Genomic DNA, 13,217 nt, shown 5'->3' with positions numbered 1-13,217 from the left:
TCAGATCAGATGATTGCGCTGGGCGAACTTGGACAAATGCACCACCGACGACATCCGCAGCTTCTCCTTCAGTCGGGTTTTATAAGTGCTGATGGTCTTGTGGCTGAGCAACATGTCCTCGGCAATTTCCTTGTTACCCAACCCCAGCGCCAGCTTCTGCAGTACGGTCAGCTCGCGGTCGGAAAGCTCTGCCACCAGGTCCTGCTCGGTGGATTGCAAATCGTCGCGGCGCACCGAGCTGGTGGGCAGGCTCGGAAAGCAGCTGTAGTTGGACATCACGGCCTTGATCGCTTTTTGCAACTCATCCAGCTCGCCGGTCTTGGCGACAAACCCCATCGCGCCGGCACGCATGCAGCGGGTGGAAAAAAACACCGCCAGGTAGGACGTCAGCACCAGGATCTTGCACGGCAGGCCCAGCGCCTTGATCCGGCTGATCACCTCCAGGCCACCCAGCTTCGGCATCGCCAGGTCGAGGATGATCAGCTCGGGGCGCTCCTCCCGGGCAATCTGCATGGCATCGGCGCCGTTGCCGGCCTCGAAGATCGTGTCGAAGCCTTCCTGCTTCAGCAGATAGCGGACGGTTGCGCGGATAAATGGATGGTCATCCACGATTAAAGCTTTGCTCATAAGGCTCCCCTGGGAGGATTCAGTACCGTTACACATCACACGGGACCTATCTACCTGTGAGAAATGACAGTTCCGACGAACGGAACTGAACAGTCCTACAAGCAGCAGTCGGGTCCCTCCATTTGAACAGCGCATAACCCTAGGTAGGCGGCACCTGCGTGCCTGGCTAGTCGCAAGCGCGCAACCTTACCAATGGAACGGCGTAACAACTGAAGGGATAGTCCCAGCTGAATGTAGGATTTTTCCTCACCACAAGCATAGTAAAGAGCCGGTCCCGGGGGCGCCAAGGCGGCCTAGTCGGTGGTACTCGGACTCCAGAACGCTTGCACCACGAGGGCTGAAGTGGAAATACGCGCCACCAGCGCATCCAGTTCGTCACCGTCTACCGAGGTCACGGCCAGCGTCGCCTCGATTTCCACCTCTTCAGGACCAAAGGGACGTACGTCCACATCACTGGCCGGGTAGTTGCAGCGAGCAAGTTCGGCTTCGAGCAAGGCCAATACCGCCTTCTGCTGGGTACGCCGGGCCACCACATACAGAATGTTGGTCACCTCGGCCGACACCACGTCCAGTGGCTGGCGGTTGATGTTATTGACGATCGGGCGCAGCAGCGTGTTGGCCGCCAGCACAAACAGCGTACCGAGCAGCGCTTCGAGGATCAGGTCGGCACCGGCACAGGCACCCACCGCCGCCGACGCCCAGAGCGTGGCCGCAGTATTCAGGCCGCGCACGTTGCCTTCTTCACGCATGATCACACCGGCACCGAGAAAACCGATGCCCGAGACCACATAGGCCACGACCCGCACCGCCCCTTCGGCGCCGCCCAGGCGGTTGGCCATGTCGACGAAAATCGCCGCTCCCACCGCCACCAGCACGTTGGTGCGCAGCCCCGCCGTGCGCTGGCGGTACTGACGCTCAAACCCGATCAGGCCACCGAGAATGAAGGCCGCGGTGAGGCTGACCAGCGTGTCGATCAGCGAGTTGAGGTTGATGTTGTTGATTGCTTGCATAGGCGTCTTCCCTATTCATGACCAGCCAAACTTACGCGAGGAAACCTTCGGCCAGGTACGACCATCCTGGGCCGTGATTGAGTCACGGGTACGACAGGACAGGCCCGCCCGTCGCAAACGACAGGCGCGTCCGCAGTACCGTGATGCAAGGCATCCCGTACTGTTAAGCGTCGATGAGAGGGAATTCGGAATCGGACCAGGACTGGCCGCCATCGAAATGCCGCTTCTCGCTTCTGGGCGAGACAACGGCATCGGAAAAATGCGCGTTATCTTGCCAAGTATGTGCCGGTTATCGAGACCGGCCGACGACTGTCACTCGAACAAGTACCCACTGAGGGTCTCCGCTATTGATGAAAACGCGCGAAGCTTACGCTCCGAATTAATGAGAGTAAACCGTAGGAAAATTTACCCGATGGGTTTGGGCAGGTTCTTCAGGGAGGGTTCAGGTACGCACCACTGCGCAGCTCTCCCCCCCCGTAGCAGCTGTCGAGCCCAAGCACTGCGCGGCAACTCCCCTGCTTCAACAACATCCATGTTCACCGCCCCTCAATCATCCCGCGTCAGTACTTCCAGCAACTCAATCTCAAACCGCAAATTACTGTTGGGCGTGATATGCGCCCCCATCGAGCGCTCGCCGTAGGCAAGGTGCGCCGGCACAAACAACGTGCGAATGCCGCCAACTTTCATGCCCATCAGCCCCTGGTCCCAGCCCTTGATGACGCGACCTGTGCCGATCACGCACTGAAACGGCTTGCCGCGTTCCCATGAGGAGTCGAACACCGTGCCGTCTTCCAGAGTGCCGGTGTATTGCGTGGTGATCAGGGCGCCTTTGACCACGGTTTTGCCGTCGCCGAGGCGGATGTCGGTGATTTCCAGTTCGGTGCTCATCGTGCTCTCCCGCTATCCAAAGTCACAGCCAATGCCAGAACCGACTCCAGAACCCACGCCCCAGATCATTCTTGCAGCCCGCATATTGCGCCGCATACATCTGCGAACGCGCCTGAACCTTGCCCGCCACCGGCATCAGCCAGGCTTTGCTCGCGTAGGTACGCTGCCGGTAACCGCCCCAGCCTTCGTGGTAATTCAGGTACTGGCCGTAGGCATCGTATTTGTATACGCCGTTGATGGTGTAGGTCTTGTCCATGTACCAGCCGACAAAGTCGATGGCGTCGTCAAAGTCCTGCCGGCTGGCGCCGTAGCGTCCCGTGCTTTTCTGGTAGTCGCTCCACACTTCGTCCTTGGCCTGGGCGTAGCCGGAGGCCGTAGACACACGACCCCAGGGGATGATCCACAGCAGGTACTTGCGTGGGGTCTTGGCGTCCTGCCGGAAGCCCGATTCCTGATACATGATCGCGAACGGCACCTGGATCGGCACGCCCCAGCGCGCCTGGGTCACCTTGGCGGCGTCGTACCAATCGTCTTTTTCGCGGAAGATGCCGCAGATGTCGTTGGGGGTGCGGGGTGGCGAGGTGCCGCATCCCGCCAATAAGGCGGTGAGCAGCAACAGCCCTGCGGTTTTTCCTGCGTTCAAAAGCTCACCGTCTCGTCGTGAGAATAAAAGGCGGGCAGTTTACTCGTTCGCCGGGGTTCCTGCAGAGGTGAAAGCAACACGAATCCTGTGGCGAGGGAGCTTGCTCCCGCTGGAGTGCGAAGCGCTCCCGGACCGGTTGACGCGGTATGCCTGAGGCACTGCGATCATCGGTTTTGGGGCTGCTGCGCAGCCCAGCGGGAGCAAACTCCCTCGCCACATTTTGGTGGGTGGTTCAGGCAGTGACGACCGCCGTCAGTTCCATTTCCAGCAGGCCGTTGCTGGGTAATCCCGTCACGCCCACCGCCGAACGCGCATGCCGGCCGTGCTCGCCAAACAGCTCAATCAACAGTTGCGAGGCGCCGTCGACCACCTTGGAGAAGCCCTGGAAACCTTCCCCGCCAAACACAAACCCGCGAACGAACAGGATGCGCTCGACGTTCTCCAGCCCTACCGCCTGGTCCAGCACGCTCAAGGCCCGCAGCACACAGGTCTGCCCTGCTTCGTTGACCAACTCCGTAGAGGTCTGGTCCGTCACCGGCCCGGTAATCACGCTGTCACCCTGCCGACAAACCTGCCCGCTGACATACGCCACGCCTCCATGAATCGTCACCGGCACGTAGTCCCCCTTGGGGCTCGGCGCTTCGGGTAATTCCAGCCCGAGGGCTTGCAGTTTTTCGCGCACGCTCATGCCGGTTCCTCGACAAATTCCACATGCCCACCCAGCCAGCAACCTTGCACCTGCCCCGCTTCATCCCGGCGAAACCGCAGGGAGATTTGCGAAGGTCGGCCCATGGCCCGGCCCTGGCGGATGTGCACCGGGCGATCATCTGCCGTCACCAGGCCATTCTCCAACAAGCCAAACGCCAACGCGGCAGCCGCGATGCCGGTGGCGGCGTCTTCCGGGTAACCCGAGGACTTGGGAAACTGCCGCGCATCAAATTGTCGCCCGTCCAGATCCGATGGCGCATAGGGGTACAAACCGGTGGAGCCGATGCGCTCGCACAGTTGCTGCATCCGCCGGTAATCCGGTTTCAGGCTATCCAGTACCGCCACGCTTTTCAGCGCGATCAGGGTTTTCACCCGGCTGGTGCAAGCGTTCTGGATCGGCAGCGGTGCCAGTTCGTTGGAAGTGATGCCGAGCACCGACAGAATCTCGGCCTCGACTTCGGCATCGTTCAACGCCTCGACCTGGCCCTTGGGCTGGCTGATTTCCACCTGGATATCCGGGGTGCCCGCAGCGGTGATCCGCGCATCCACCGGACCGCTCAGGGTCGATAACGTCAGGCGGTCCTTGTGCAGCATGCCCAACCGATCCAGCAGCCACACCGCTCCCACGGTGGCGTGGCCGCACATTTCCATCTCGTGGTTGGGCACCCAGAAGCGCAAGGCAAAATCGAACTCGCTGCCAACCGGTGCGGCGAACACGAAGCCGCACTCATGGCCATAGTCGCGGGCGACTTGCTGCATGTCGGCATCGCTCATGCCATCGGCGACGGCCACGGTTGGCGCGGGGTTGCCGCCACGGGCGGTGGCGGGAAAAACATTGACCAGGTGAACCTCGGGCGTCATTTCGCCTCTCCCTGAAGGGTGGAAACAGTCGGCGCCACGGCGTCGACGATGGAGTTGGTGTAGACCTGCTGCGGGTCGAGTTCGACCGGGTCGCTCTCCACAGCGTTCATGAAGCGAATGTTTTTCTCAACGCCGTCTTTCTCGATGCGCGGCGTGGCCGGGTAGGACGGCAGCGAAGCGGTCCAGGCAGCATTGAAGATGGCGGCGTCGGTGTGGGCGAAATACGGGCGTACCGACTCGCGGGCCTTGTCCGGGTCGCTGGCAATCAGGTGTTCGGCACGCCACAGGGCGCGGACCATTTTTTCGGCCGTGACCTTGTTGCTGGCCAGCCAGTCTTCACGGGCAATCATCGCAGTGAAGAGGAAGCCGTCCAGGGGTTTGTATTCGCCCTTGGCCAGGTCCATCAACACAAAGCCGCCTTGCTTCTCGGCGGTGGTGATGGTGGGTGGCGACAGCGAGAAGCCGTTGATGCTGCCCTGGGAAAACGCCGCGAGCATGTTTGGCGCGCCGCCGATGGGCATGATGGTGAAGTCTTTGTCCGGGTTGAGCCCCGCATCCTTGGCCAGGTAGCGCACCAGCATGTCGGTGGTGCTGCCAGGGCCGGTGACGCCGATCTTCAAGCCCTTGAGAGCCTGGGCACGGGCGGCCAGGGATGAGGTGGCCGACACGCCGGCCTTTTGCGCCGAGGCACCGTCGATCACCACGGTGCTGCCGAACTGGGTCTGCACGGCGGCGAACGCCTGGACATTCTGGCCTTTGGTGCGGGCGCGCACCGCGACGGCGGGCAGGCCTACGTACGCATCCGCATCACGCCCCAGCACGGCGGTGAGTGCTGCCGAGCCGCCTTTCTGGAATACGATGACGTCCACATTCAGGCCTTCATCGGCGAAGTAGCCTTGCTTCTGCGCGACGTAGATCGGCACATAGAGGAAGCCTTCGCTGGGGAACGCCAGGGTGACTTTGGTCAGGTCCCGGGCCTGCGCGGCGGGCAGGCAGGAAGCGAGTAAAACGCTGGCGATGAACAGTGGTTTGAACATGATCAAGCTCCGCAAAAATAAGGGGTTAAACCGCAACTTCACGTTCCGCTTCGTTGGCCTTCCACGGCATCAACTTGCGTTCGGCCAGCTTCACCGCCGTGTTCAGGATCAGCGCGAGGGCGATGATGCCCACCAGTGCGGCAAATACACCGGCGGTATCGAACTGCGAGGCTGCATCCGAGAGCAGGTAGCCCAGGCCCCGGTTGGCGGCGATGATCTCGCCCACCAGCGCGCCGATCAGCGCATAGGGCACCGACAGGCGCAGGCCGGTGAATACCCAGGTGAAAGCGGACGGGATGACCACCATGGTCAGCAGGTCGCGCTCCTTGGCGCCCATCAGGCGCAGGATGGTCAGTTGCTCGCGGGACACGTTGCGCACGCCGCTGTAGGTGTTGAGGAACACCAGGAAGAACACCACGGCCGCGGTCAGGATGACTTTCATCGGCAAGCCGATGCCGAACCAGAGGATGAACAGTGGCGCCAGCGCGACTTTCGGCAAGCTGTAGAAGGCGGTCAGGAACGGGTCGAGAATATCCGCCAGCAGCTTGGCGCGGCCCAGCACCAAACCGGCGATCAAGCCTGCGAGGGAGCCGAAGAAGAAGCCCAGCACGGCTTCCAGGGTGGTGATGCCGGCGTGATAGAAGAACACCCCGTTCATGAGGATTTTCCACAGGCTTTGCGCCACCGCCGAAGGCCGGCTGATGAAAAATTCCACGCCGAACCAGCGGGACACACACTCCCAGAACACCAGCAGGAAAATCAGGAGCAGCAAGCGATAGACCTGGATCATACGACCTCCAGCGAGTGAGCCAATGAGGCGGGATCGGCAGCACCGGCGACGTCGGGCGCCAAGCGTTTCCAGAGGGCGGCGCAGAGTTCCACGTAGCGTGGGTCGGAGCGCAATTGCACCAGGTTGCGTTCACCGCCCAAGGGAATATCGAGCACATGGTCGATGGTGCCCGGGCGACCGGCGAACACCACGCAGCGGTCCGCCAGCGCGATGGCTTCATCGACATCGTGGGTGACGAACAGCACGGTCTTGTTGAGCTTGCGGCACAGGCGCAAGAGTTCGGTCTGCAGGGTCAGGCGCATCTGCGCATCAAGGGCGCCGAAGGGTTCGTCCATCAGCAGGGTTTCCGGGTCGCTGGCCATCAAGCGCGCCATGGCCGCGCGTTTGCGCATGCCGCCGGAAAGCTGGTTAGGGTAGCTTTCGCCAAAACCGGTGAGGCCCACCAGCGCCATCAGCTCCTCGACGCGACTGTCGATCCGGGCCTTGGGCATGCGGCGGATTTGCAGCGGCACGGCGATGTTGCCGGCCACGGTGCGCCACGGCAGCAAGTGGTCGGCCTGGGTCATGTAGCCGACACGGGTGTTGACGCCCTTGATCTCGGCGCCGTCGTAATGCACCTGGCCCTCCGTGGGGCCGAAGAGCCCGGCGGTCATGTTGAGCAAGGTGGACTTGCCGCACCCCGAAGGTCCGACCAGGGTGATGATTTCGCCCCGCTGAACTTCAAGCGATACGTTGCGCACGGCCACAAACTGGCGGCCTTCGACTTTGAAGCTTTTTTGCACCCCTGCGAAGCTGATAAAGGGTTTTGCACTCACCGCCCCTCCTCGTCCGGTAGGCCGGACTTGTTTGTTGTTGACGGGGTGAGGATGAACGGATGACGGATTTGCGGCGCACGGGATCGGGCCGGATCATGCGCGGGATCGGGACATCAAAAACGTTGAGGCGGTATCAGCCGCGGCGCCACTCATCCGGCGACACGCCCAGCACCCGGCGAAACACATGGGCCAGGTGTGACGGTGACTCATAGCCGACGTTATTGGCGATCTCCAGCACCGACATGCGGGTGTGCCGCAACAACGTCTGCGCGCGCTCCAGGCGCAGGCGCTGGACGTACGCCAGCACCGTCTCGCCGGTGTGCAGCGCGAACAGCCGGGTCAGATGGCGGCGCGACATGTGAAACGTCTCGGCGATTTCATCCAGCCCCGGCGCATGTTCGAGGTTGCCTTCCACGTACGCCTTGACGTCACGCACCAGCATGGCGCCGTGGCGCTCGGTAGATGAGCGTTGCAGACTCGGCTGGCTGAGGGAAATCGCCAGGCATTCGAGCAGCAGCAGGTGATCGGCCTGGGCCACCTGACGGCGGCGGTCGATGTACAGGTCGGGTTGGCTGAAGGCTTTTTTTGCCAGGAGCAGATGGTGCAACGGCGCGGAGGTTTGCCAGATGCCCAGGGTGGGCACGCGCAGCAAGCGGTTGGCGTCACCGGACAGGTCACGCAAGGCGTAGTGCATGTAGTCGGGGTCGACGTAGAACGCTACGTGGCCCTGGCTGGCGGTGAGTGACGAGGAGGAATGGCTGGATTGCGGCGGCACCAGTACGAACTGGCGGTCGATCACCGAGGTGGTGCGCCCGCTTTCTTCATCCTTGAAACGCAACAGGCCGTGCTCGGGCACCATCAGCATGAATTCGTCGTGGGCATGGGCCCCGGTTTCATAGGCGCCGTTGGAGTTGAAGACGCTGTAGATGTCGCGCATCGCCAGGCACTGCCAGTGGATGTTGGAGTGCTGACACTAGCATGTTTGGTGCCAGCGAAGCATTGTGGCGAGGGAGCTTGCTCCCGCTGGACCGGGCTGGCGCTCCAGTGCGTAGCGCGCCCCTCTTTTTGGGGCCGCTTCGCAGCCCAGCGGGAGCAAGCTCCCTCGCCACATAGATCACCTCAGGTCATGATCAGGCCAACGGTACACGACGGGTGGAAATCGCCAGGCGACCCACACCGAAGCTCAACGCTGCGCCCAGCAGCAACATCAACAAGGTGCTCCACGCAGCACGGGACAGTTGCTTGGCCGCGACTTCACCGGCTTCACGGGCTTTCTGTTCAGCCTGTTGCTTCAGTTCGTCGACCTTCTGCACGGCCTGCTGGTAGGCCTGGGCGTAGTTGTCGACAATCTGGGTGGCCTCAGCCTGGCTCTTGCCGGTACGGGCCGCAACAATGTTGACCAGTGCCTGCTTGTCCGCCGCGTTCAACGCCGGCTCACCGGAAGCCTTGACCCGCTCGAACCACTGCTTCAATTCATCACCAGCCTGGGCTGGGTTGGTCGCGGCATCGTTGGCCGACTGCTTGCCGTCCGCAGCCGCCTGATCGGCTTTTTGCTCAACGTTGGCCGGGGCCAGTTCAGGTTTGCCGCTCTGCTTGAGCAGTGTGTCGAGCTGACCTTGCAGGCTGTTCCAGTCCAGCTTGATGCCCTGCTCATTCAGTTGCTGCTTGACGCTGTCGCTGATACCCGGCGCCACGGCGGCGATCCCGCTGCCGGCAGCCGACAGGCCCTTGCCGACGACATTGCCCGCCGCTCCCACAACGCTAGTGGCCAGCGCGGCCAGCAGCCAGGTGGTGAGCAAGGTGGTGATGGTCCAGCTCAGCACGCCGTGCAGGCCGCCGCGATCCGGCGCGGTGCGCCCGGCCACGAATGCACCGGCACCGATTGCCAGCAGCGTCGAGACAAACAGCCAGATCCCGGCACCGGTGCCGAAGCCGCTCAGCGGGTTACCCGCGGCCATCGGGTCTACCGCGCTGGCGCCAATCGCGGTGCCAAGTACGCTCAATACCAGATAGGTCACCAGGGCAATTGCACTACCGGCCAATACCGAGCCCCAGGACACACGAAACAGCGAACGGTTGGTTTCATAGACAGTGGTCATGTTAAATCCTTTGAACAGTGGGTAGGTGGCCAGTTTGGCGAGGCACCTGCCCTGCGGTCTCGACACAATTGCACTAGGCGCACTGGTGCATTCGCACCCCGCGCCGGGCACTTTCTCTGCACTATCCTGAGCCTCAGGTGTCGTACTTCCCATGCGACTTACCCCAGGAGAAACCATGAGCCAGGCCGTCCTCGCCAAAGAAACCAACCGCCGCCAACTGCAGCAGATCATCTCCGGCTTGTCCGACGGCGTGATCCTCGCCGAGGCCGACCAGACCATCCTCTGGGCCAATGAAGCCGCGCTGCAGATGCATGGCGTGGATAAAGTCGAAGACCTGGGTGCCAACACCAAGGAATACGCCGCGCGCTTTGCCTTGCGGTATCGCAACAACCACCCGTTGGTGCTGGAGAATTATCCTCTGAGCCGGGTGGCAGACGGTGAAGAGTTCAGCGATGTGGTGGTGGAAGTCACCCCCACCGGCGACGAGGAAAAAGTCTGGGTGCATCGCCTGCGCAGCCTGGTGCTCGACGACGCGTCGGGCGAGCCGGAATTGCTGGTGTTGATCCTGAGCGACGCCACCGAATGGGCCAGCGCCGAACAGCGCTTCGAAAAGACCTTCAATGCCAACCCGGCGCCGGCGGTGATTTGCCGCCTGAGCGACCTGCGCTACATCAAGGTCAACCAGGGCTTCCTGGAGATGACCGGCTACAACCGCGACCAGGTGATCGGCCACTCGGTGTATGAACTGGACGTGCTGGAACAGGCCGAAAACAAGGACCTGGCCGTCAAGCGCCTGGGCGAAGGCGCGACCATTCCACAGATGCAAGCCGAACTGAAACTGCCCGAAGGCGGCAGCAAACTGGTGATCGTGGCCGGCCAGCCGCTGGACATGAATGAGGAAGACTGCATGCTGTTTTCCTTCACCGACCTGGAGCCTCGCCGCAAGGCCGAAACCGCCCTGCGTCAGAGCGAGGAACGCTTCGCCAAGTCGTTCCGCCTGACGCCGGTGCCGACCCTGGTGTGCAACGCCGCCAACCGCCAGGTGGTGGATATCAACGAAGCCTTCATGACCATCACCGGCTATACCAGTGAAGAACTGATCGGCAAATCCATCGAAGACATCGACTTTATCGACAGCCCCCAGGCCTGCACGCAACTGTTCACCACCCTGGAAAAAGCCGGCAACCTCGACGGCCTCGACCTGAAGATCCGCAAGAAAGGCAATGAGCTGATCGACTGTGTGCTGTCTGCCGACACCGTCAGTATCCAGGATGTGCCCTGCTACCTGCTGGTGCTGATGAACATCACCGAACGCAAGCGCTCCGAGCTGGAACTGGTGGCCGCGATCGAGGAAGTGATGCAGGACGCCTCATGGTTCAGCCAGACGCTGATTGAAAAACTGGCCAATGCCAAGAGCGTCAACAGCCCCAATGTACCGAACATTTCCTTCACCGACCTGACCGCCCGCGAGCGCGACGTACTGGGGTTGATTTGCGAAGGCCTGGCCGACAAGGAAATCGCTTCGCGCCTGAAACTGGCACCCAACACCGTGCGTAACCATGTGGCCACGGTGTACTCCAAACTGGGGGTGCATAGCCGTAGTGCAGCCATCGTGTGGGCCCGTGAGCGCGGGCTGTTTGCCGGTGAGTTGCGGGTTAAAAAGCCGAAATAGAGTGCAAATGCACTAGTGCGACCGGTGCAAATTCGCCTTATTGCGCGGGGGTGCACTGCTTAACCTTGAAGGGTGGGCACAGGGCTTCGGGTCCTGTGCCGTTGAGATGTCATGCCCTTTAAGGAATCCATCATGAAAAGCGAACAAGTCAAAGGCGCCGTCGAAAAAGTGGCCGGCAAGGCTCAAGGTTTTCTGGGTGATCTGACCGGTGACGAACGTCTCCAGGCCGAGGGTGTAGCTCGCCAGGCCGCTGGCCAGTTGCAGCAAACCTACGGTGACGCGCTGGACACCGTCGGCGATTTCGCCAAGCAAAAACCCCTGGCAACGGTTGCGATCGTCGCCGGTGTCGGCCTGCTGCTGGGCCTGTTGCTGCGTCGTCGCTGAGGAGAACCCTGATGTTTACGCTCTCCCAACTGCGCAACTGCATCGAAGAGGCCCTGTCGCCCCTGACCTGCGAATTCACCCTGTGCCGTGACGCGTCGTTGACGCTCAAGGTCTTCGACGCCGAAAGCGGCCGGGTGGATTTGGTGGTCACCGGGATCAGCGTCAACAAGCTGCAGACCCCGCAGGAAGTGGAAAAGATGGTCGACGAGTTGCGGTACGAATTGCAGAGCAACACCGTCGGTAAACTCAGGCTGGATGACCTGCCGCTGCGCCCTTTGTAGGAGCAGGCTTGCTCGCGAAAAACGCCCAGGCACCGCGTTCATTCAGGCGTGGCGCGTTATCGTTGACGACCTTCGCGAGCAAGCGTGCTCCTACAGTATGTCGCGGGCTTTCAACGACGCCCCGATAAAATAGAACACCCCTCCCCCGACAATGAACGCTGCCAACATGTAGAACATGTAGTGGGCCGGCAGGTTGGCCAGCACCAGCCCGCACAGCACTGGCCCCAGGGCAGCACCGAGGTTGGAGAGGTTTTGCGCCCCGTAGTACATGCCCCGCAGGTTGTCCGGGGCGATGCGGTCGATGAACATGTACTCGGCCGGAAACACCACGATTTCGCCCACGGTGAAAATCGCCATCGCCAGGATCCACCACCACACGTTGCTCGCCAGAGCAAAGCCAATCACCCCCAGCATGAACATGCCCAGGCCGAAGATCAGCCACTGGCTCAGGTAGCGGTGGGAAATGCGCCGGCCAATCGCGTATTGCAGGGCAATCACCAACACCGCGTTGGTGGTGAGTACCGCGCTGATGATGGTGTAGGTGTATTCGGCGGTAGTGGTGGTCACCAGGTACTGCGACAGGTACGCGGTGAACTGGCCGAACACCACGGCACTGAGCAGGCCGCCGACGGTGAAGCACACCAGTCGGTGATCCCGCAGCAATACACGCCCCACCGCGAGGAACGACACCGGCTTTTGCGTGGTGTCTACCGTGGCCAGCGTGCGGTCGCCCCAACGCCAGTACAGCAGGAAAAAACCGAAGCCCAGGACCGCCGACAGGATAAACGGCAAGCTGATATCGAGCTTGGCCACCATCGCGCCAAAAAACGGCCCTACGGCATAGCCGATATTGGTCAGGGTGTACTTGATGGAAAACGCTTCGCTGCGCTCATCTTCCGGCAACAGGCTGGCAAACCCGGACTTGATCGCGATGTCGATCACCGCGTACGCCAGGTTGATCAGGATCAGGCAGCTGTAGAACGACCAGATTTCCCGGGCCAGCACCGTGCCGATAAACCCCAGGGCAAACACCACACTCAAGCTGAGCAATAGCCTATAGCTGTCGATGCGGTCTACCAGGAAACCGCCGTAGACACTCAGCAGCGAGCCGACGATCAACGAGCTGCCGATCACCAGGCCGACCTGGCTGATGTCGAGGGCAAAGTGGTTGGTGAGGTAGATCACCAGGTACGGGAAGGTGATGGCCTTGGCCAGGGTGAGGATCAGCGTGGCCGACAACAACAGGTTCACGGTACGCGGGTAATTTCTTATTGTGGCAAGCATCCTGCTCTCATTCCAATCAAGGTAAAGGGACCATTGCGGCCCGCAGCGGACGTACCTTAACGCAAAACAAGAAGAAAAAAATGCTGATTTATGCATTTATGCAAAAATCAAATCCAGC

At 61.4% G+C, this 13,217-nt stretch carries 15 protein-coding genes; 3 read left to right on the top strand and 12 right to left on the bottom strand.

Features of this window, described 5'->3' with window-relative positions:
* From HX801_RS04440 to HX801_RS04390, 11 genes are all read right to left on the bottom strand, one after another.
* The gene (locus HX801_RS04440) at positions 1–627 is read right to left on the bottom strand and encodes a response regulator transcription factor (RefSeq protein ID WP_003211560.1); all 627 of its coding nucleotides are present in this window, start codon (positions 625–627) and stop codon (positions 1–3) included.
* A 293-nt stretch (positions 628–920) separates the two neighbouring features.
* Positions 921–1,637 (bottom strand): MgtC/SapB family protein, encoded by a 717-nt coding sequence (locus HX801_RS04435; protein ID WP_003211562.1) that lies wholly within the window; start codon positions 1,635–1,637, stop codon positions 921–923.
* A gap of 546 nt (positions 1,638–2,183) precedes the next feature.
* On the bottom strand, positions 2,184–2,525 hold the full coding sequence (locus tag HX801_RS04430) for an FKBP-type peptidyl-prolyl cis-trans isomerase (protein ID WP_003211564.1): 342 nt from the start codon (positions 2,523–2,525) through the stop codon (positions 2,184–2,186).
* Between the two features lie 22 nt (positions 2,526–2,547).
* On the bottom strand, positions 2,548–3,168 hold the full coding sequence (locus HX801_RS04425; protein WP_023658938.1) for a hypothetical protein: 621 nt from the start codon (positions 3,166–3,168) through the stop codon (positions 2,548–2,550).
* 232 nt (positions 3,169–3,400) lie between these two features.
* On the bottom strand, positions 3,401–3,856 hold the full coding sequence (locus HX801_RS04420; protein ID WP_177021665.1) for a RidA family protein: 456 nt from the start codon (positions 3,854–3,856) through the stop codon (positions 3,401–3,403).
* Positions 3,853–4,737: a PhzF family phenazine biosynthesis protein gene (locus HX801_RS04415; RefSeq protein WP_177009746.1), complete on the bottom strand. Its 885-nt coding sequence runs from the start codon at positions 4,735–4,737 to the stop codon at positions 3,853–3,855. The genes HX801_RS04420 and HX801_RS04415 overlap by 4 nt, the downstream gene beginning before the upstream one ends.
* On the bottom strand, positions 4,734–5,774 hold the full coding sequence (locus HX801_RS04410) for an ABC transporter substrate-binding protein (RefSeq protein WP_102369372.1): 1,041 nt from the start codon (positions 5,772–5,774) through the stop codon (positions 4,734–4,736). The genes HX801_RS04415 and HX801_RS04410 overlap by 4 nt, the downstream gene beginning before the upstream one ends.
* A 25-nt stretch (positions 5,775–5,799) precedes the next feature.
* On the bottom strand, positions 5,800–6,564 hold the full coding sequence (locus tag HX801_RS04405; protein WP_177021664.1) for an ABC transporter permease: 765 nt from the start codon (positions 6,562–6,564) through the stop codon (positions 5,800–5,802).
* Positions 6,561–7,379 (bottom strand): ABC transporter ATP-binding protein, encoded by an 819-nt coding sequence (locus HX801_RS04400; protein WP_177021663.1) that lies wholly within the window; start codon positions 7,377–7,379, stop codon positions 6,561–6,563. Before HX801_RS04400 ends, HX801_RS04405 begins: the two co-directional genes overlap by 4 nt.
* 133 nt (positions 7,380–7,512) lie before the next feature.
* A complete protein-coding gene (locus HX801_RS04395; RefSeq protein WP_003211578.1) occupies positions 7,513–8,316 on the bottom strand; it encodes an AraC family transcriptional regulator in 804 nt (267 codons plus the stop codon).
* A gap of 193 nt (positions 8,317–8,509) precedes the next feature.
* The gene (locus HX801_RS04390) at positions 8,510–9,478 is read right to left on the bottom strand and encodes a hypothetical protein (protein ID WP_134326884.1); all 969 of its coding nucleotides are present in this window, start codon (positions 9,476–9,478) and stop codon (positions 8,510–8,512) included.
* Positions 9,479–9,653: 175 nt separating this feature from the next.
* On the opposite strand from HX801_RS04390, the gene HX801_RS04385 reads away from it, so the two are divergent.
* The 3 genes from HX801_RS04385 (at position 9,654) to HX801_RS04375 (ending at position 11,815) form a co-directional block, all read left to right on the top strand.
* Positions 9,654–11,150 carry a PAS domain S-box protein gene (locus HX801_RS04385; RefSeq protein ID WP_087694084.1) on the top strand — a complete coding sequence of 499 codons (1,497 nt, stop codon included), beginning with the start codon at positions 9,654–9,656 and terminating at the stop codon, positions 11,148–11,150.
* 132 nt (positions 11,151–11,282) lie between these two features.
* Entirely contained in the window at positions 11,283–11,534 is a 252-nt protein-coding gene (locus HX801_RS04380; RefSeq protein WP_003211583.1) for a CsbD family protein, read from the top strand.
* An 11-nt stretch (positions 11,535–11,545) separates the two neighbouring features.
* Positions 11,546–11,815, top strand: a complete 270-nt coding sequence (locus tag HX801_RS04375; protein WP_003211585.1) for a DUF1652 domain-containing protein — start codon at positions 11,546–11,548, stop codon at positions 11,813–11,815.
* Positions 11,816–11,905: 90 nt separating this feature from the next.
* On the opposite strand, the gene HX801_RS04370 is transcribed toward HX801_RS04375, so the two are convergent.
* A complete protein-coding gene (locus HX801_RS04370; protein ID WP_087694085.1) occupies positions 11,906–13,099 on the bottom strand; it encodes an MFS transporter in 1,194 nt (397 codons plus the stop codon).
* Positions 13,100–13,217: the final 118 nt, after the last annotated feature.

It is taken from the genome of Pseudomonas sp. G1002 (assembly GCF_013385455.1).
In the GTDB taxonomy this organism is placed as follows: Bacteria; Pseudomonadota; Gammaproteobacteria; order Pseudomonadales; family Pseudomonadaceae; genus Aquipseudomonas.
The sequence above is the reverse complement of the archived record's forward strand: the minus strand, read 5'-3'. Positions and strand labels throughout refer to the sequence as shown.